The sequence below is a fragment of the Streptomyces spinoverrucosus genome (assembly GCF_015712165.1).
Lineage (GTDB): Bacteria > Actinomycetota > Actinomycetes > Streptomycetales > Streptomycetaceae > Streptomyces > Streptomyces spinoverrucosus_A.
This window is the reverse complement of sequence record NZ_JADPZX010000001.1, coordinates 6,073,761-6,091,679: the sequence shown is the minus strand read 5'-3', so window position 1 is coordinate 6,091,679 and position 17,919 is coordinate 6,073,761. Positions and strand designations below refer to the sequence as shown.

At 72.5% G+C, this 17,919-nt stretch carries 16 protein-coding genes; 9 read left to right on the top strand and 7 right to left on the bottom strand.

The features are described from left to right. Window positions 1-3 precede the first annotated feature (3 nt). From I2W78_RS27675 to I2W78_RS27655, 5 genes are all read left to right on the top strand, one after another. Window positions 4-1,392 carry a cryptochrome/photolyase family protein gene (locus tag I2W78_RS27675; protein WP_196462963.1) on the top strand — a complete coding sequence of 463 codons (1,389 nt, stop codon included), beginning with the start codon at window positions 4-6 and terminating at the stop codon, window positions 1,390-1,392. Window positions 1,393-1,490: 98 nt separating this feature from the next. Next, window positions 1,491-2,699, top strand: coding sequence for a polyprenyl synthetase family protein (locus I2W78_RS27670; protein WP_196462962.1), 1,209 nt, complete (start codon window positions 1,491-1,493; stop codon window positions 2,697-2,699). Then, entirely contained in the window at window positions 2,696-4,213 is a 1,518-nt protein-coding gene (locus I2W78_RS27665; RefSeq protein ID WP_196462961.1) for a phytoene desaturase, read from the top strand. The genes I2W78_RS27670 and I2W78_RS27665 overlap by 4 nt, the downstream gene beginning before the upstream one ends. Beyond that, entirely contained in the window at window positions 4,210-5,214 is a 1,005-nt protein-coding gene (locus I2W78_RS27660; RefSeq protein ID WP_196462960.1) for a phytoene/squalene synthase family protein, read from the top strand. The genes I2W78_RS27665 and I2W78_RS27660 overlap by 4 nt, the downstream gene beginning before the upstream one ends. Then, window positions 5,211-6,218, top strand: coding sequence for a DUF5914 domain-containing protein (locus tag I2W78_RS27655; RefSeq protein WP_196462959.1), 1,008 nt, complete (start codon window positions 5,211-5,213; stop codon window positions 6,216-6,218). The genes I2W78_RS27660 and I2W78_RS27655 overlap by 4 nt, the downstream gene beginning before the upstream one ends. A gap of 119 nt (window positions 6,219-6,337) precedes the next feature. Here the strand turns inward: I2W78_RS27655 and I2W78_RS27650 are convergent, their stop codons facing one another. Then, complete coding sequence (locus I2W78_RS27650; protein ID WP_196462958.1) at window positions 6,338-6,802, bottom strand: RrF2 family transcriptional regulator; 465 nt, start codon at window positions 6,800-6,802, stop codon at window positions 6,338-6,340. Window positions 6,803-6,974: 172 nt separating this feature from the next. On the opposite strand from I2W78_RS27650, the gene I2W78_RS27645 reads away from it, so the two are divergent. Then, complete coding sequence (locus tag I2W78_RS27645; RefSeq protein ID WP_196462957.1) at window positions 6,975-8,018, top strand: hypothetical protein; 1,044 nt, start codon at window positions 6,975-6,977, stop codon at window positions 8,016-8,018. A gap of 6 nt (window positions 8,019-8,024) precedes the next feature. Here I2W78_RS27645 and arfA read toward each other — a convergent pair whose 3' ends face one another. The 4 genes from arfA to I2W78_RS27625 are packed head-to-tail and all read right to left on the bottom strand — an operon-like array spanning window position 8,025 to window position 12,703. Continuing rightward, window positions 8,025-9,536, bottom strand: coding sequence for an arabinosylfuranosidase ArfA (gene arfA, locus I2W78_RS27640; protein WP_196462956.1), 1,512 nt, complete (start codon window positions 9,534-9,536; stop codon window positions 8,025-8,027). A 55-nt stretch (window positions 9,537-9,591) separates the two neighbouring features. Further along, the gene (locus I2W78_RS27635; protein WP_196462955.1) at window positions 9,592-10,440 is read right to left on the bottom strand and encodes a carbohydrate ABC transporter permease; all 849 of its coding nucleotides are present in this window, start codon (window positions 10,438-10,440) and stop codon (window positions 9,592-9,594) included. Further along, the gene (locus tag I2W78_RS27630; RefSeq protein ID WP_196462954.1) at window positions 10,437-11,378 is read right to left on the bottom strand and encodes a carbohydrate ABC transporter permease; all 942 of its coding nucleotides are present in this window, start codon (window positions 11,376-11,378) and stop codon (window positions 10,437-10,439) included. Before I2W78_RS27630 ends, I2W78_RS27635 begins: the two co-directional genes overlap by 4 nt. After that, window positions 11,375-12,703, bottom strand: a complete 1,329-nt coding sequence (locus I2W78_RS27625; RefSeq protein WP_196462953.1) for an extracellular solute-binding protein — start codon at window positions 12,701-12,703, stop codon at window positions 11,375-11,377. The genes I2W78_RS27630 and I2W78_RS27625 overlap by 4 nt, the downstream gene beginning before the upstream one ends. 222 nt (window positions 12,704-12,925) lie before the next feature. Here I2W78_RS27625 and I2W78_RS27620 point away from each other — a divergent pair, with 222 nt between their 5' ends. The 3 genes from I2W78_RS27620 to I2W78_RS27610 are packed head-to-tail and all read left to right on the top strand — an operon-like array spanning window position 12,926 to window position 16,117. After that, the gene (locus I2W78_RS27620; protein ID WP_196462952.1) at window positions 12,926-13,501 is read left to right on the top strand and encodes a toxin-antitoxin system, toxin component family protein; all 576 of its coding nucleotides are present in this window, start codon (window positions 12,926-12,928) and stop codon (window positions 13,499-13,501) included. Between the two features lie 17 nt (window positions 13,502-13,518). Next, entirely contained in the window at window positions 13,519-14,730 is a 1,212-nt protein-coding gene (locus tag I2W78_RS27615) for an MAB_1171c family putative transporter (protein ID WP_196464748.1), read from the top strand. Further along, complete coding sequence (locus I2W78_RS27610) at window positions 14,723-16,117, top strand: NAD(P)/FAD-dependent oxidoreductase (protein ID WP_196462951.1); 1,395 nt, start codon at window positions 14,723-14,725, stop codon at window positions 16,115-16,117. Before I2W78_RS27615 ends, I2W78_RS27610 begins: the two co-directional genes overlap by 8 nt. 129 nt (window positions 16,118-16,246) lie before the next feature. Here the strand turns inward: I2W78_RS27610 and I2W78_RS27605 are convergent, their stop codons facing one another. Together I2W78_RS27605 and I2W78_RS27600 are read right to left on the bottom strand one after the other, a co-directional pair. Beyond that, entirely contained in the window at window positions 16,247-17,092 is an 846-nt protein-coding gene (locus I2W78_RS27605) for an SMP-30/gluconolactonase/LRE family protein (protein WP_196462950.1), read from the bottom strand. Next, a complete protein-coding gene (locus tag I2W78_RS27600) occupies window positions 17,089-17,862 on the bottom strand; it encodes an IclR family transcriptional regulator (protein WP_196462949.1) in 774 nt (257 codons plus the stop codon). The genes I2W78_RS27605 and I2W78_RS27600 overlap by 4 nt, the downstream gene beginning before the upstream one ends. Window positions 17,863-17,919 lie beyond the last annotated feature (57 nt).

The window sequence follows — 17,919 nt, the reverse complement described above, 5'->3', positions numbered from 1 at the left end:
TCCATGAAGGTATCCGTCGTCCTGTTCACCGCCGACCTGCGGCTGCACGACCACCCACCGCTCCGCGCCGCCCTCGACGGCTCCCGTCAGGTGGTCCCCCTGTTCGTCCGCGACCGCGGCGTAGCGGACGCCGGGTTCGCCGTACCGAACCGGACGGCCTTCCTGGCCGACTGTCTCGGCGACCTGGACGCGGGACTGCGGGCCCGGGACGGCCGGCTGGTGATCCGCTCCGGCGACGTCGTGCACGAGGTCTGCGAGGTGGCCGCCGAGGCCGATGCCGACGAGGTGCACATGGCGTCCGACGTCAGCGCCTACGCCCACCGCCGTGAGGACCGCCTGCGCGCCGCGCTGGCGGCCGACGGCCGACAGCTGCACGTGCACGACACGGTCACGACAGCCGTGGCGCCCGGCGCGGTCACTCCGTCCGGCTCGGACCACTTCGCCGTCTTCACGCCGTACTTCCGCCGGTGGTCGCAGGAGCGGCTGCGCCGGCCACTGGACGCACCGCGCTCGGTGGACGTCCCCGACCACGTCGGATCCGAGCCGCTGCCCTCCCGTCGCACGCTCACGGGAGTCTCCCCGGGAGTGGCGCACGGCGGCGAGACGGACGGCCGGGCACTGCTGAAGGCGTGGCTGAAGGGGGCCGTCGCCGACTACGACGACCGCCATGACGACCTGGCCCACGAGGCCACCTCCCGGCTCTCGCCCCACCTGCACTTCGGCACCCTCTCCCCCGTCGAGGTGGTCCACCGGGCCCGCCAGGTGGGTGGCGGCGGGGCCGACGCCTTCGTACGGCAGCTCGCCTGGCGGGACTTCCACCGCCAGGTCCTGGCCGCCCGGCCCGACGCCGCCACCGCCGACTACCGCGGCCGGGCCGACCGCTGGCGCCGCGAACCCGAGGCGCACGCCGACATCGAGGCATGGCGCGCGGGCCGGACCGGCTACCCGGTGGTCGACGCCGCGATGCGGCAACTGCGCCACGAGGGCTGGATGCACAATCGCGGCCGACTGCTGACGGCGTCGTTTCTGACCAAGTCGCTCTACGTCGACTGGCGGATCGGCGCCGACCACTTCCTGTCCCTGCTCGTCGACGGAGACATCGCCAACAACCAGCTCAACTGGCAGTGGGTGGCCGGAACCGGCACCGACACCCGGCCCAACCGGGTCCTCAACCCGATCGCCCAGGCCAGGCGGTACGACCCGGACGGGGCGTACGTGCGGCGCTGGGTGCCCGAGCTGGCAGGGGTCGAGGGCCCCGCCGTACACGAACCGTGGAAGCTGCGGGGGCCGGAACGTGCCGCGCTCGACTACCCGGAGCCGCTGATCGACCTCGCCGAGGGGCTCGCCCGGTTCAAACAGGCCCGCGAACGCGGCCGAGGAGCATGCCCCTGACGGCCCGCACGGATGACGCACCCCATTGGCGCATCCGTACCGGTCGCTCGCGCGGAAGGCATGGACACAGTGCCGTGCCGTCGAGGAGAGGACCCGGCATGCGTACCAGCCATCCCACGGACCGTGCCACCCACCGAGCGCCGGCGCCCGACCTTCGGGTGGACGCCGTCGACCGGGACGTCACCGCCGCCGTCGAGCGGGTGCTCGGGCATGCCCTGGCCGAGCACCTCACCCGCGCCACCGCTCTGAACCCGCTCTTCGCCCGCGACGTGGCCCAACGGGTCGCCCACTTCACCCTGGACGGCGGCAAGCGGTTCCGCTCCCGGGTCATGTGGTGGACGATGCGCGCCTGCGGCTGCCGGGACGGTACCGCCGCACGGGCGGCGCTGCGGATCGGAGCCGCCCTCGAACTCATCCAGACCTGCGCGCTGGCCCATGACGACGTGATGGACGGCGCGCGCGTGCGCCGCGGACGGCCCGCCCTGCACGCGTCGGTCGCCGCCCAGTACCGGTGGGCGGCGCCGCACGGCCGGGCCGAACGGCTCGGGGAGGCCGCCGCGATACTCGCCGGGGACCTGGCGTTGGCCTGGGCGGACGATCTGATCGCCGACACCGAGGTGCCGCAGCACAGCTCGCGCCGGGTGCGGGAGCTGTGGCGGGACATGCGCACCGAGATGGTGGCCGGACAGTATCTGGACGTCCAGGGACAGGCCACCCGCTCGCACGCCGCGCCGCAGGCGATCAGGGCGGCCACTCTCAAGAGCGCGCTGTACTCGGTCGAGCGGCCGATGGCGCTGGGTGCCGCACTGGCCGGCGCCGACGCGGCCACGACGAGGGCGTTGTCCGCCGCCGGGCGCTGTGCCGGCCTCGCGTTCCAGCTGCGCGACGACATGGAGGACCTGTTCGCCGATCCGGGCAGCACGGGGAAGCCGTCGGGCGGCGACCTGCGCAACGGCAAGCCCACCTATGTCTTCACCGTCGCCCGGGCACGGGCCGAAGCGGTCGGCGACACAAGCGCCCTCGCCGTGCTGGACGAGACGCACGGCCGCGCCGATCTGCCGGACTCCGCACTCGCCTCGGTCCGACAGGTCCTGGTCTCCACGGGTGCGCGTGACGTCGTCGAGGAGAAGATCGGCAGGCTGGTCCGGTGCGGCGTCCGCCATCTGCGCGATGCCCGCCTGGACCCCGCGGGCGCCACCGAGCTGGAACAGCTGCTGCTTCTCGTGGCGGGCGCGCCCCCCACGTATCCGGTCCCCGCGCCGCCTGCTCCCCCGCCCGCCGCCCGGGCCGAGGGGACCGGCCGATGACGCGGACGCTGCCCGGCCCTACCGACCACGTCGTGGTCGTCGGCGCCGGTCTCTCGGGCCTCGCGTCCGCCCTGCATCTGCTCGGCGCCGGACGCCGTGTCACCGTCGTCGAGCGGGACGCGCTGCCGGGCGGACGCGCCGGGCGCCTGACGCGCGCGGGGTACCGCATGGACATGGGTCCCACGGTCCTGACGATGCCGCATCTCGCGGACGAGGCCTTCGCGGCGGTCGGGGAGAGCCTCGCCGACCGGGTCGAGCTGATCGCGCTGCGTCCCGCCTACCGCGCGTGCTTCGCCGACGGCAGCGCACTGGACGTGCACACGGACGGCCCGGCCATGGAGGCGGAGGTCGAGCGGTTCGCGGGCGCGGCGGAGGCCGCCGGATACCGTCGCCTGCGTCGCTGGCTGGAGCAGCTCCACCAGGCGCAGATGCGCCGTTTCATCGACCGCAACTTCGACTCGCCGTTCGACCTGCTGACCTGGGACCTGGCGCGCCTCGCCGCCCTGGGCGGCTTCGGCCGGCTGGATGCGGCCATCGGCCGTCATCTGCGGGACGAGCGGCTGCGCCGGGTGTTCTCCTTCCAGGCGCTGTACGCCGGCGTCCCGCCTCGGCGGGCGCTCGCCGCGTACGCGGTGATCGCCTACATGGACACCGTCGCCGGCGTGTACTTCCCGCGCGGCGGCATGCACGCGCTGCCGCAGGCCATGGCGGACGCGGCGGCGACCGCGGGCGCCGAGTTCCGCTACGGCCAGAAGGTCGTCCGGCTGGAACGGCGTGGCAGTCGCGTGACAGCGGTGGTGACCGCCCAGGACCGCATCACCTGCGACGCGGTCGTCCTCACCCCGGACCTGCCCGTGGCCTACCGGCTGCTGGGGCGAACGCCCCGCCGCCCGGCGCGGCTGACGTACGCGCCGTCGGCCGTCGTCCTGCACGTGGGCACCGCCCGTACCTGGCCCCAACTCGCCCACCACACCCTGTCCTTCGGCGCCCGCTGGCACCGCACGTTCGACGAACTCACCCGCACCGGCAGCCTCATGTCCGATCCGTCCCTGCTGATCACCCGCCCCACCACCACCGACCCGAGCCTGGCCCCGCCCGGCCGCCATCTGCACTACGTCCTCGCCCCGTGCCCCAACACCGGCATCGGGCCGGGCGCGGCCGACTGGCGTGACCTGGCCCCGCGTTATCGCGACCGGATCGTCACCGAACTCGAACGCCGGGGGCTGACCGGCCTGGGCGCGGCCATCGAGCAGGAGTGCCTGGTCACCCCCGCCGACTGGCAGGCGCAGGGCCATGCGGCGGGCACCCCGTTCTCGGCCGCCCACACCTTCCGCCAGACCGGCCCCTTCCGGCCGCGCAACCTGGTCCGCGGCACGGACAACGCCGTCCTCGCCGGCTGCGGCACCACACCCGGCGTCGGCGTCCCGACCGTGCTGCTGTCCGGCAAGCTCGCCGCCGCCCGCGTCACCGGCCACACGACGCCCTCCACGCACCTCGCAGGGATCCCCGCATGACCGGCCGAGAGCTCGACGCGGCAGGCATCACCGACCCGGCCCTCCGCGCCGCCTACGCCCGGTGCCGGGCCCTCAACGCGCGGCACGGAAAGACCTACTTCCTCGCCACCCGGCTGCTGCCCCTGGAACGCCGTCCGGCCGTCCACGCCCTGTACGGGTTCGCCCGCTGGGCGGACGACATCGTCGACTCCCTCGGCACCGGCCACACACGCGGCGACCGTTCGGACCGGCTGGCGGTGCTGCGGGACCGGCTGGAGCACGGGCTCAGCGACGGGCACAGCACCGAACCCGTCGTCCACGCCCTCGCGGACACCGCCCGCCGCTACGTCATCGACCACCGCCACTTCACGGACTTCATGGCCGCCATGCGCAGCGACCTGGCGGTCACGGACTACGCCACCTACGCCGACCTGCGCGCCTACATGCACGGCTCCGCCGCGGTGATCGGCCTTCAGATGCTGCCCGTCCTCGGCACCGTGGTGCCGCGCGCCGAGGCCGCCCCGCACGCCGCCGCGCTCGGCGTGGCCTTCCAGCTCACCAACTTCCTGCGGGACGTCGGCGAGGATCTCGACCGCGGACGCGTCTACCTACCCGCCGATCTGCTCGCCGCGCACGGCGCCGACCGCGAGCTGCTGTCGTGGAGCCGGCGCACCGGCCGCGGCGACCGGCGGATCACCGCGGCCCTGCGGGCCGCCGAGGACCTCACCCGCGGCGTCTACCGCGAGGCCGTGCCCGGCCTCGCCATGCTCGACCCACTGGCCCGTCCCTGCATCCGCACCGCGTTCGTGCTGTACGGGGGGATCCTCGACGCCATCGCGGAGGGCGGGTACGCGGTGGTCCACCGACGTGCCGTGGTACCACTCCCGCGGAGGCTGACGGTGGCCGGCGACGGTCTCGTACGCGTGCTGCGCGCCCGACGGGCGGCACGCGCCGCTTCCCCTCGTCCTCGGCCGGCACCGCCGGCTGCCACGACCGCCGCTCTTCCCGAGGGGGCCGGGTGACCGTCGAACGCCGGGGCAGATTCCCGCTGAGGCTGCGCGGAAAACCGGTGGCCTGGAATCACCAGCGCCCCACCTGGCCCGAAGCCCGGCCCGCCCTGATCGCCACCGCGCTGAAACGGGCTCAGGCGCGCCCGTCCGGCAACTGGTACGTCGTCGGCGCCACCCGCGACGTACCCGATGACCGCCCACTCGCGCGAACCGTGGCAGGCCGGGAGGTGGTCGTGTGGCGCGACCGTGCCGGCGGGCTGGTGGCCGGGCCCGGCAGCTGCCCGCACCTCGGGGCGCCGCTGGGCGACAGCCCGGTGCGCTGCGGCACACTGATCTGCCACTGGCACGGCCTGGCCCTGGACGGTGGACCGGTGGCGGGCTGGGACCCCCTGCCCGCGCACGACGACGGCGTCCTCGTGTGGGTCCGCCTCGACGACGTCGGCGGCGAGACCCCGAGCGAGGCACCCGTGGTGCCCGCCCGGCCCGCTCTCACCGGCGCCCTGCACGCCGTGTACACGGGGAGCGGCGTCTGTGAGCCGGAGGACGTGGTCGCCAACCGCCTCGACCCCTGGCACGGCGCCTGGTTCCACCCGTACTCCTTCGTGGACCTCACCGTCGTCGGCACACCGGGCATCGCCGACCCGGGCGACGGCGGCGGTTTCGCCGTCGAGGTGTCGTTCAAGGTCGCCGGGCGGCTGGTGGTTCCGGTACGGGCCGTCTTCACCGCACCGGAGCCGCGCACCGTCGTGATGCGCATCGCCGAGGGCGAGGGCCGGGGCTCCGTCGTCGAGACCCACGCCACGCCGCTCGGCCCGGACGGCCGCGGCAGGCCGCGCACCGCCGTGATCGAAGCGGTCGTCGCCGCCTCAGACCGCCGTGGCTTCACCGTGGCCCGCGCCATGGCGCCCGCGCTGCGTCCGCTGGTACGCGCCGCCGCCGGGCGCCTTTGGCGCGACGACCTGGCGTATGCCGAGCGTCGGTGGCTGCTGCGGTCCACCGGGCGTTTCCCCGGCTGACCCGGCGTCACGGCCGCTGCGCTCCTGGGACCGCGGGTACGGCATCGGCACGGCGGTACGGAGGGGCGGCATCGGCCCTCACCGCCGCGCTGTACGGACGGCAGGTGCCGGCGGCCGGGTCAGGACGGGTTCTCCCACGACGCCGGCTCCGCCGCCAGTTCGCGTACCTGCTCAGGCAGCGCGTCCGCCGCGATGTCCGCGACCGTGACCCCTTCGAGGATCTTCCGTACGTTCGCCCGCAGCGCGATCCACAGCGGAAGCAGCGGCTGAGCCGAACCCTGGTACGTCAGCCCGGTCGGACGCTCGCCGCGCACCGACACGATCGGGCCGTCGACGGTCCGGATGATGTCGGCGACCGTGATCGCCGACGCCTCGCGTGCCAGCCGGTACCCCCCGCTCCCGCCGCGCCGGCTGTCGACGATCCCACCGCGCCGCAGATCGCCGAGGATCCCTTCCAGGAACTTGTGCGGGATGTCCTGCGCGGCGGCGATGGTCTCCGCCTTCACCGGTTCGCCGCCGCCCTGCCGTACGGCGAGTTCCAGTACCGCCCGTACCGCGTAGTCCGCCCGTGCCGAGATCCTCATACGCCCATTGTGGGATACGCCCGTGAGCTGTCCGAAAACCGGCTGTCCCCCGCATTGCCTTCTTCCGCGCGCTGGTTCACGGTAATGGCCGCGGGACGTTCGGCAGGTTCGGCCGAGGAGGGGGAAAGCGCTCGTGCGAAGACGGAGATTCCTTGGTGGGTTGGGTGCGTTGGTGGGAGCGGGGGTCGTCGGCGGCGCCGGCACCGCCGTCGCGCGGGATGCCGCCGCACCCCGTGACTGGCAGGCCGTCACCGCACCCGAGTGCGTCCCCGCCGCGCAGCTGATCGACGTGGCCGCCGCCGGGCCCGGCCTCGCCTGGGCGGTGGGTGAGGAGGGACGCGACGGCAGCACCCGGGGCACGCCGCTCGCCCTGGTCCGGTCCGGCGGTGCGTGGGCACGGGTCGACCTCGCCCACCTCGGCCTCACCGGCGCCCTGCACTCCGTCGCCGGTACCTGCGCCGGCTCCGCCTGGGCCCTCGGTTCCGGCGCCCACCTGCTCGCCTGGGACGGCCGCACCTGGCAGGAGGCCGACTTCCCCGGCCGGGGCCAGTCCGGCACCACCCTCACCGGCGTCGCGGTCGCCCCCGACGGCGAGGTGTGGTGCTCCGGCCGCACCGCCGACGGCTCGGTACTGATGCGGGACGCCAGGCACTGGCTGCCCCCGCTGCCCAGCGGGAACACCGCCACCCCCTCGGGCGTCCACATGGCACCCGACGGGCAGGTCTGGGTCTACGGCCCCGGCATCGTCGCCCGCTGGAACGGCACCGAGTGGACCGAACTGCCCGCCTACACCGGCATCCGCCTCACCCTCACCGGCCTGCTCCCGGTCGCCCACGACGACATCTGGCTCACCGGCTACGACTACGGCGTCGGCGGTCCGCCCGGCAAACCCCCCGGCACCGTCCTCCTGCACGGCGACGGCACGACCTGGGACACCGTCACCAAGCCGTTCACCGCCGGCATGCTCACCGGGATCGTCGCCGACGAACACGGACGGCCCGACCGTATCTCCGGCTGGGACTTCTGGGACCAGAACCGGGCGCACCACCTGCGCTGGGACGGCGCCGCGTGGGTGAGCGAGCGGGGCGCCGCGTCCAGTACGCCGGTGGTCATCAGCTCCCTTGTGCGCGTGCCGGATTCGGCCGATGGGTACTGGGCGGTGGGTACGACGTCCACCTCGCCGTATCCGCCCGCCCAGGTCCGTATCGAACAGTGACGGCCGCTACGCCAGCCGGATCACGTTCCAGGACAGCGGCTCCAGTACGGCCGTCAGACGGCCGTCCGCCAGGGTCGTGCCGTCGACGGGGTGCGGGGTGACGCGGTCGGGGTCGGTGAGCGTGTTGCGGGCGTCGGGGTCGGCGTCCGCGAGCGCGCTGTGCTCGACGACCCGGGTCACGTCCAGGGCGCTGAGCGCGACTTCGAGGGGGAGCGGGTTCTCGCGGTCGCGGTTCACCGCGAAGACGGTGACCGAGCCGTCCTCGGCGCGTACGGCGGTGGCGTGCAGCAGGGGTGTCTCGCCGTACTTGTGGGTCATGTACGTCGGTGAGTCCACGCGGACGTCGAGGACCTCGCCCCGGCCGTACTTCGACGCCTGCGCGAAGGGGTGGAACGTCGTCTGCCGCCAGGCCGGGCCGCCCGGCTCGGTCATGATCGGGGCGATGACGTTGACGAGCTGGGCGAGGCAGGCGACGGTGACGCGGTCGGCGTGGCGGAGCAGTGCGATGAGCAGGGAGCCGAAGACGACGGCGTCGGTGACGCTGTAGTTGTCCTCCAGGAGGCGGGGGGCCTCCGGCCAGTCGAGGGGGGCGGTCTCGTTCTGCTCCTGGTGCTTCGACATGTACCAGACGTTCCACTCGTCGAAGGAGAGGTTGATCTTCTTCTTCGACTTGAGTTTCGCGCCCACGTGGTCGCAGGTGGCGACGACGTTCTCGATGAAGGACTCCATGTCGACGGCGGAGGCGAGGAAGGAGTCGATGTCGCCGTCGTGGGGTTCGTAGTAGGCGTGGAGTGAGATGTGGTCGACCAGGTCGTAGGTCTCCTTGAGGACCGTGGCCTCCCATTCGGCGAAGGTGGGCATGCCCTGGCCCGAGGAGCCGCAGGCGACGAGTTCGACGGTGGGGTCGATCTGGCGCATGGCGCGGGCGGTCTCGGCGGCGACTCGGCCGTATTCCTCGGCGGTTTTGTGGCCGGTCTGCCAGGGGCCGTCCATTTCGTTGCCCAGGCACCACAGGCGGATGTCGAAGGGGTCCTTGTCGCCGTGGGTGACGCGGAGGTCCGAAAGGGCGGTGCCCGAGGGGTGGTTGGCGTATTCCTGGAGTTCGAGGGCTTCTTGTACGCCGCGGGTGCCGAGGTTGAGGGCCATCATGGGTTCGGCTTCGGGGCCCAGTTTCTTGAGGAAGCCGATGTATTCGGAGAGGCCGAAGCGGTTTGTCTCGGTGGAGCGCCAGGCCAGGTCGAGGCGGCGGGGGCGGGAGTCGGCGGGGCCTACCGTGTCCTCCCACTTGTAGCCCGATACGAAGTTGCCGCCGGGGTAGCGGATGGTGGTGACGCCGAGTTCGCGGACGAGGTTCAGGACGTCGGTGCGCAGGCCCTCCGGGTCGGCTGTGGGGTGGGTGGGTTCGTGGATGCCGGTGTAGACGCAGCGGCCCAGGTGTTCCACGAAGGAGCCGAAGAGGCGGGGGTTCACTTTGGCGATGGTGAAGGTGGGGTCGAGGGTGAAGCGGGCGGTGGGCATGGGGTCCTTTCGCCGTGGTGGTTGTTGTGTGGGTGCGTGCGGGTTGTCGTGAGGTCTATTGGCCTGCCAAACCCGTGTGGGCCACTCCCGCCACTATCTGGCGTTGGAAGAAGATGAAGGCGATCACCAGGGGGAGGCCTGCCATCAGGCCGCCTGCCATGAGTTGGGCCCATTGGATGCCGTAGGAGTTCATGACCGTCGCAATGCCGTTCGGCATCGTCATCAGGTCGGGGTTGTTGGTCACCATGTAGGGCCAGAGGAAGTTGTTCCATGAGGCGATGAAGGTGAAGATGCCCACCGCCGACAACGACGGGCGGGACAGCGGGAGCACGATCGTGAAGAAGACCCGCCAGCGGCCCGCGCCGTCGATGAACGCGGCCTCCTCCAGTTCCTTCGGGATGCCCTGGAAGAACTTGTAGAGGATGTAGACCATCGCGGCCGGCGCGCACTGCGGCAGGATCATGCCCCAGTAGGTGTCGACCATGCCCATCGACTGGACGGTCGTGAAGAGCGGGACGCCCAGCACCGCCGGGGAGATCATCAGGCCCGCCATCACCAGGCCCAGCAGCGCTTTCCTGCCGCGGAACTCCGTGCGGGCGAAGCCGTATCCGGCCAGGGCGCTCACCAGGACCACGATGAAGGTGACGCAGACCGACACCACGACCGAGTTGACGAACCAGTTGGTGATGTTGCCGGTGGCGAAGATGTTCCGCCAGGCCTGGAGGGTCCAGTCCTCGGGGACCCAGTGGGTGGGGACGGCGACCGCCTCGGTCTCGGTCTTGAGGGAGGTGAAGAGGGTCCAGACGATCGGGGCCGTCATCACCGCGGACACGACGACACCGACGGCGGTCAGGACCATCTGGCTCGGGGTCCAGCGGCGGCGTACTCCTGCGGCGGCACTCATCGCGCGCCCTCCTCACGCTTGCGCAGCAGCCACATACGGCCTACGGCCACGGCGGCGATGATCAGGAAGAAGAGGATGGAGATCGCGGAGGCGTAGCCCACGCGGTAGCTGGTGAAGCCCTGTTCGAGCGTGTACTGGACCAGCGTGCGGGTCGATTCCTCGGGGCCGGGCCCGAACTCGTACATCACCACGACCTGGTCGAAGACCTGGAGCGAGGCCAGGATCTGGAGGGCCACGACCAGGCCGGTGACGTTGCGCAGCATGGGGAGCGTGATGTGCAGGGCGCGGTGCCAGGCGTTCGCGCCGTCCAGGGCGGCGGCCTCGTAGAGGTGCGGCGGGATGTTCTGCAGGGCGGCCAGGTAGAGCAGGAAGCTGAAGCCGACCGTCCACCAGAGGGTGGCGATGACGACCGCGGTCATGGCGGTCGACTTCTGGGTGAGCCAGGCCGTCTCCAGGTGGAAGACGTGGTCGATCAGGCCGGTGTCGGGGTTGAACATCCAGCGCCACATGTTGCCGACGACGGTGGACGGCAGCAGGAAGGGCGCGAAGAAGCACAGGCGCCACAGCCACTTGGCGTGCTGGATGTGGTGGGCCAGCATCGCCAGCAGGAAGGCGAACACCGTGATGCAGGGGACCACCAGCAGCGTGAAGTAGGCGCTGTGGCCGAGTGAGCTCCAGACCAGGGGGTCCTTGAGGGCTTCGGTGTAGTTGTCGAGGCCGACGAAGCTCGTGCCCTCGCCGGTGATGTTGGCGTCGGTCAGGCTCAGCCAGAGGCCGCGGGCGATCGGGGTGAGCACGAACAGGGCGTACAGCAGCAGGAAGGGGGCGACGAACCAGCCGCCGCGCTGGAGGGAGCGGCCGAGGCGGGCGCGGGCGCCGGTGGCGGTGACGGTGGCGGCGGGGCGTACGACGGTGGCCGTGGTGTCGAGGGCGGTCATGCCGTACCGCCTCCCATCGGGTTCCGCATGTCCAGGAGTTGATCGAGGACCCGGCGCATACGGCGGGCCGCGGCGTCCGGTGTGGTGGAGCCGAGGTTGGCGGCGACGACGACCGGGCCGATGCGCTGGGCGAGGGTGCCTGAGGAGCCGGCGAACCAGGCCGGGGGTTCGAGGGCCATGTGGTCCATGGCGGAGGCGTACTCGGACTGGGGGGTGAGCTTCCGGTAGGCGGGGTCGGTGAGGGTGGGGGTGTACGCCGGGATGTGGCCGCCCTTCGCCCAGTCCGCGGCGTGCCGCACGATGTACGCGGCCAGTTGGTGGGCGGCCTCGTTGGCGGCGCCGCCGCGGTCGGACTGGTGGGGCAGGACGAAGGCGTGCGACTCGGCCTGGGTGGCGGGTGCGCCGAAGAGCGGCGGCAGCGGGGTGGCGCCGTACGGGATCTTCGGGGCGTCGTAGACCGGCACCGACCAGCCGCCCTCCCAGACGAAGGCGCCGCCGTTCATGAAGTGCTCGGCGTCGGGGCTGCCCGCGATGTGGTAGCCGTCGGTGATGTGGCGGCGGAGGAATTCCAGGACCTCGGTGGCCTTGTCGGTGTCGAAGGTGACGTCGGTGAGGTGCTCGTCGTAGTAGGTGCCGCCGGCCTGGGTGTAGAAGGACATGAAGAACCACCAGGCGAAGTTCTGGTCGAAGGCGTGCAGGCCGATGGTCTGCAGGCCCTTCTTCACCGCCTTCCGGGCCTCCTTGAGGGCGTCGAACCAGTCCTCGGGGGAGGTGAGGGTGATCAGGTTGCCGTCGTCGCCGATGAGGCCCGCCCGGGCGCAGACGTCCTTGCGGTAGAAGTTCAGCTGGGGGTGGATGTCGAGGGGCAGGGCGTACAACTGGCCGTCGACGAGGGAGCGCTGCCACAGGGTCGGGTTGAAGTCCTCCTCCCGCACGCCGTGTTCGGCCAGGAGGTCGACGTCGAAGGGGTCCAGCTGGCGTTCGGGGGCGAAGCCCGCGAGGCGGCCCAGGTGGAGGACGGCCAGTTCGGGGGCGCGGTTGCCGGAGGCCGCCATGGCGAGCTTGGTGTAGTACGGGTTGCCCCAGCGCAGGGTGGAGTCCTTGACGTCGATGCCGGGGCTGCCGGCGCGGAAGGCGTCCAGCAGGTCGATCATGTTGACGCCGTCGCCGCCGCTGAAGAGGTTCCAGTAGCGCACCCGGGTGCGGGCGTCGGAGGCGAGGGCGTCGGCGCCCGTGCCGAGGGCGGCGAAGCCGAGGCTGCCGGCCACGGTCAGGCCGCCCAGTGCGGCGAGCAGTTGCCTGCGGTTCAGGCCAGGTTGTCCCATGCCCTGCCCTTACTCTTCGAGGACCGTTCGGTATTTCGGATGTCGCTCGTAACTTCGAACGGGACCGTAAAATCGAAGGACTTGCGCGTCAATGGGTTGCGCACGACTTTCGGCACCCAGTGATCGTTCTCGGTTGAACAACGGTCGTCGGATCGCATGACGCGGACAGTTCCGGCCGCGTAGTCTCGAACCGCCCGCCGACCGGCGGGGAGAGGGGGTGCGATGGACTTCGCGGCGCTACGGCGCCGGCGGCGCGGCTCGGCCATGCGCACGCTGGTCGCCGAACTCGGCACCGCCCTGCGGAACCGCCCCCGTCCCCCCGCCGACGTTCGCGAACTGTGCCGGGCGCTGTGCGAGGCGATGACCGCGCGGCGCGACGGACGGCCCGTGGAGCTGCGCTTCGAACGGTTCCCCGACGAGATCGAAGTGACCGGGCTGTGGGTGGAGTTCCAGGACTTCGACCTCGTCATCGTCGAGGAACGCGCCGAAGCCCTGCAGCAACTGGTCATCCTCGGCCACGAGTTGTGGCACATGCACGCCGGGCACGGTCATCGGCACGTCGCCGGGACGGCCGCGGCGCACGCCCTCGCGGAGGCGCCGGGCTGGAAGGGCGGTGCCGTGGCCATGGCCGCCCGCAACGGCTCGCGGCGGCGCGAGGAGGCCGAGGCCGACGACTTCGGGCACCGGCTCGCCGCGCTGTTCCGGCCCGTGCTCGCCGGTGACCACCGGGCCGACGCCGCGCTGGACCCCGTACAACGGTCGCTGGGCTATCGCGGCCGCGGGGGAGCCGTGCGGTGACCGGTGCCGTGCTCGCGATGGATCCCTCCGGGCTGCTCAGCCGGATGTACATCTCCTTCTGGGTCCCGACCGCGGTCCTGACCGCGGCCCTGCTGATCAAGCTGCCCACCATCATCCGGCTGTGGCGCGACCCGCTGCTGCGCGCGGTCGGCGGACTGCTGCTGCTCGCCTGCGCGGTGTTCGTGTTCGTGGCGCCGTCCACCATCGCCTGGACCAACCGCGTCACCGGCGTCCCGAACATCTCGGCACCCTGGTGCTACTCGCTGCTCACCGCGTTCTGCGCGTCCTGTCTGCTGCTGATCATCGCCTGGCGCAACGGGCTGGCCCGGCGCTCGGCCGAGACCCGCCGAGCCGTGCGCTGGGTCATCAGTGCGTACTCGGCGGTGATCGTCGCCCTGTGGGTGCTGTTCTTCCTCGCCGACGCGCCCGAGGAGCGGCTGCGCGACCTCGACACGTACTACGCCACCACCCCGTTCATGCGCGAGGAGATCCTGCTGTACCTGCTCGCGCACTGCGTGGCCGTGCTGATCACGTCCAAGCTGATCTGGGAGTGGGTGCGCACCGACGGGCTGGACGCCTGGCTGCGCTGGGGACTGAAACTGCTGGGCGTCGGCTACGTGCTCAACCTGATCTTCGACGCGTCCAAGCTCACGGCCGTCGTGGCCCGCTGGACCGGGCACGACCTGGACTGGCTGAGCACCCACCTGGCACCGCCGGTCGCCGCGCTCTCCGCGATCCTGATCGCGGTCGGCTTCATCCTCCCGCACGCCGGCCAGTACCTGCACGAGCGCTGGCGGGTGCGGCTCGCCCATCGCGAACTGCGGCCCCTGTACGTGCTGATGCGCGGCGTCAACGGCTCCGGCGTGCCGGTCGTGCTGCGCGCCACCCCCGAACTGCGGCTGATCCGCCGCGAGACCTTCATCCGCGACGTGCTGCTGCCACTGTCCCGGTATCTCGACGAGGAGCTGGGCAGGCGGTCGCACGAGGCGGCGCTCGCCCTCGGTCATCCGCCGGAGCGGGCGAAGGCACTGGCCGCCGCCGTGGCCATCCAGGACGCCGTCGAACGCAGGCGGCACTCACCGGACAGCGACGGCACCGGCGATCCCGACACCACGGACCTGCTCCAGGAGATCGGGGCCGTCTCCCGAGCCCTCCGCCGTCCCGATGTCCTCGACGCGGTCCGCGCCCGGGCCGCCGCATCCTCAGAGAGCGTGTCCGTACATGAGTGAGCGCAGCACCACCTCCGTCGTCCTCGGCGGTTCCCTCGCCGGCCTGCTCGCGGCCAGAGCGCTGGCGGAGGTCGCCGACCGGGTCACCGTGATCGAGCGGGACGTACTGCCCACCGGGCCCGCCCCGCGCAAGGGGCTGCCGCAGGCACGGCACGTGCACCAGCTGTGGTCGGGCGGGGTGCGGGCGCTGGAGCAGTTGCTGCCCGGGGTCACCGAAAGCCTGTTGGACGCGGGCGCGCACCGGCAGCGGGTCACGACCGACATGGTCGTGCTGTCCGCGCAGGGCTGGTTCCGGCGCTGGGCCGAGTCCCACTTCATGCTGCTGTGCAGCCGGGACCTGCTGGACGCGACCGTTCGGGCCCGGGTGCTCGCGCATCCCCGGATCGAACTCGCCGACGGCACCGAGGCGCTGGCGCTGCTCGGCACGGACGCGGCGGTCACCGGGGTGCGCGTTCGGCACGCCGACGGGGCCGAGCGGACCCTGACGGCCGACCTGGTCGTCGACGCCACCGGGCGCGGCTCGCACACGCCGCGCCGACTGACCGAGCTCGGGCTGCCCGAGCCGGAGCGGCGGGAGGTGGACTCCGGTCTGGCCTACGCCAGCCGGATGTACCGGGCGCCCGATGCGGCGCGGGACGGCTTCCCCGTGGTCAACATCCAGCCGGACCCGCGGTCCGGGCAGCCGGGGGGCGGGGGTGTGCTCCTGCCGATCGAGGACGGCCGGTGGCTGGTCACGCTGTACGGCCCCCGGGACGCCGAACCCTCCACCGACCCGGCCGACTTCGAACGCTACGCCCGCGCGGAGCTGCGGCACCCGATCCTGGCCGAACTCCTCGGACAGGCGGAGCCGCTGGGCGAACCGGCCTTCACCCGGACGACGGTCAACCGCCGGCACTACTACGAGCGGATGACCGTGTGGCCGGAGGGCCTGGTCGTGCTGGGCGACGCGCTCGCCGCCTTCAACCCCGTGTACGGGCACGGCATGTCGGTGGCCGCACAGAGCGCGGTGGCGCTGCGGGATGCCGTACGGCGTCACGGGTGGGGCTCGCCGGCCCTGGCGCGGCGCGCCCAGCGGGCGGTGGCCCGGCCGGTCGGGGCGGCGTGGGAACTCGCCATCGGACAGGACGTGTTCTACCCGGGGGCCACGCAGAGCGGGCCGACACTGCGGGACCGGGCGGTGGCGGCGTACGTGGACCGTCTGATGTACACCGCCACCGGCAACGGCCGCGTGGCCCGCCGGGTGACCGACGTGACGTCCCTGCAGCGCGGCGCGGAGACACTGCTGGCACCGGGAATGCTGCTGGCGGCCATGGTCGGCCCCCTCAAACCACCGCTGCTCGCCCCACCCCTGACAGCAGAGGAACGAAAGGCGGCGGGTCTTTCGTAGCACGCGGCCCAGCAACGCCCTTCAGGGGCGCGGGGCTGCATTTGACATGCGGCTCCGCCGCGCGGGCGCGACAAGCCCCCACGGCGCCGCACCCAAACAACGACACATCCCGGCACTACCGACGGAGTCTCACCCCGAGAACGCCGGTTGAGCCACGCCCTCCCCCACTCCCGCCACCACCAGCACCGACCCCGACAGCGGCGCAGGCGCAGCCAATCCGGTACGGGCGGTAGTGACGTACAGGTCCGTCAGATCCGCGCCCCCGAAGGCGCACGCCGTAGGCCGGGGCACCGGCAGTTCGAGAACCCGGTCCAGTACACCCCCCGGCGTATAGCGCCGCACCGCGCCGCCGTCCCACAGCGCCACCCACACACAACCGTCGGCATCGACCGTGAGCCCGTCGGGGAATCCGGCGCCCTCCTCGATCTCCACCAGCGGCCGCCGCCCCGTCACGTGCCCGTCCACGGCGTCGAAGACGTCGATACGCCGGGTCGGGGAGTCGACGTAGTACATGAGCCGCCCGTCGGGGCTCCAGCCGGTGCCGTTGCTCACCGCCACGTCGTCGAGGACGACGGCCACCGAGCCGTCGGGCGTGACGCGGGACAGCGTGCCGCCACCCGGCGCCTCGTCGTAGCGCATGGTGCCCGCCCACAGCGCGCCGTCCGGCGCCACGGCGGCGTCGTTGGCGCGGCGGCCGGGCACCGGGTCGTGGTGCAGCCAGCGGAAGGAGCCGTCCGGGTCCAGCAGACCCACCCCGTCACGGAGGTTGAGGACCAGGCCGCCGTTCACACGGGGCTTCGCCGCGCCGACGTGCTGGTGCGTGGTGCGGGTCGTGCGGCGGCCGGTGGCGGGGTCGTAGGTGTGCAGGCGGGAGCCGAGGATGTCGATCCAGATCAGCCGCCCGGCCGCCGGGTCCCAGGTCGGGCCCTCGCCCAGCGTCGCCTCGGCGCGCACCGCCACCTCGTACCGCGTCATGCGGCGCTCCGGTGGCCCAGGCGCTCCGACAGCTCGGCCGCGCCCTTCACGGCGAGTTGCTCCAGCTCGGCCAGGCGCTCGTCGCTCCAGCGGATCATGGGCACGGAGATGGACAGGGCGGCCACCACCTGGCCGGTGCGGTCGCGGACCGGCGCGGCGACGCAGGAGACGTCCGGGTTGGACTCGCGGCTCTCCACCGCGATGCCCCGCTGCCGGATCCCGGCCAGCGCCTCGCGCAGGGCCGCCGGGTCGGTGATGCTGTTCGGCGTCATCGCGACCAGCTCGGCGCCGTCGGGGACGCGGGCCGCGAGCTCCTGCTCGGGCAGCGAGGCCAGCAGCATCTTGCCGACGGACGTGCAGTGGGCGGGCAGTCGGCGGCCGGCCGCGGAGACCATGCGCACGGCGTGCGTGGAGTCGACCTTGGCGATGTAGATGACGTCGGTGCCCTCCAGGATCGCCACGTGCACCGTCTCGTCGCAGGTCTCGGCGACGGACCGGGCGACCTGCTGGCCCTCGGCGGCGAGGTCGAGCTGCTCGGCGTAGCGGCTGCCGAGCTGGTACGGGCGTACACCGAGCCGGTAGCGGCCCGGCTGGCCGGGGACCTGGACGATGTACGACCGGGCGGCGAGCGTGGTGACCAGCTCGTGCACGGTGGTGCGCGGCAGCTGCAGCTTGCGCACGATGTCGGGGGCGGAGAGCGTGCCGTCCCCGTCGAGGAAGAGCTCCAGGATGTCGAGAGCCCGGGTCACGGCAGGTACGAGGCGTCCCACGGCCGGCCCCCTCCCTTGCGTTCTGAGACGTGTGTCTGTTGGCTTGAGCGTTGACCT

Coding starts and splice junctions, on each gene's coding strand:
- I2W78_RS27675 (WP_196462963.1), top strand. CDS start 4: ATGAAGGTATCCGTCGTCCTGTTCACCGCCGACCTGCGGCTGCACGAC.
- I2W78_RS27670 (WP_196462962.1), top strand. CDS start 1,491: ATGCGTACCAGCCATCCCACGGACCGTGCCACCCACCGAGCGCCGGCG.
- I2W78_RS27665 (WP_196462961.1), top strand. CDS start 2,696: ATGACGCGGACGCTGCCCGGCCCTACCGACCACGTCGTGGTCGTCGGC.
- I2W78_RS27660 (WP_196462960.1), top strand. CDS start 4,210: ATGACCGGCCGAGAGCTCGACGCGGCAGGCATCACCGACCCGGCCCTC.
- I2W78_RS27650 (WP_196462958.1), bottom strand. CDS start 6,802: ATGAGGATCTCGGCACGGGCGGACTACGCGGTACGGGCGGTACTGGAA.
- arfA (WP_196462956.1), bottom strand. CDS start 9,536: ATGCCCACCGCCCGCTTCACCCTCGACCCCACCTTCACCATCGCCAAA.
- I2W78_RS27635 (WP_196462955.1), bottom strand. CDS start 10,440: ATGAGTGCCGCCGCAGGAGTACGCCGCCGCTGGACCCCGAGCCAGATG.
- I2W78_RS27630 (WP_196462954.1), bottom strand. CDS start 11,378: ATGACCGCCCTCGACACCACGGCCACCGTCGTACGCCCCGCCGCCACC.
- I2W78_RS27625 (WP_196462953.1), bottom strand. CDS start 12,703: ATGGGACAACCTGGCCTGAACCGCAGGCAACTGCTCGCCGCACTGGGC.
- I2W78_RS27620 (WP_196462952.1), top strand. CDS start 12,926: ATGGACTTCGCGGCGCTACGGCGCCGGCGGCGCGGCTCGGCCATGCGC.
- I2W78_RS27615 (WP_196464748.1), top strand. CDS start 13,519: ATGGATCCCTCCGGGCTGCTCAGCCGGATGTACATCTCCTTCTGGGTC.
- I2W78_RS27610 (WP_196462951.1), top strand. CDS start 14,723: ATGAGTGAGCGCAGCACCACCTCCGTCGTCCTCGGCGGTTCCCTCGCC.
- I2W78_RS27605 (WP_196462950.1), bottom strand. CDS start 17,092: ATGACGCGGTACGAGGTGGCGGTGCGCGCCGAGGCGACGCTGGGCGAG.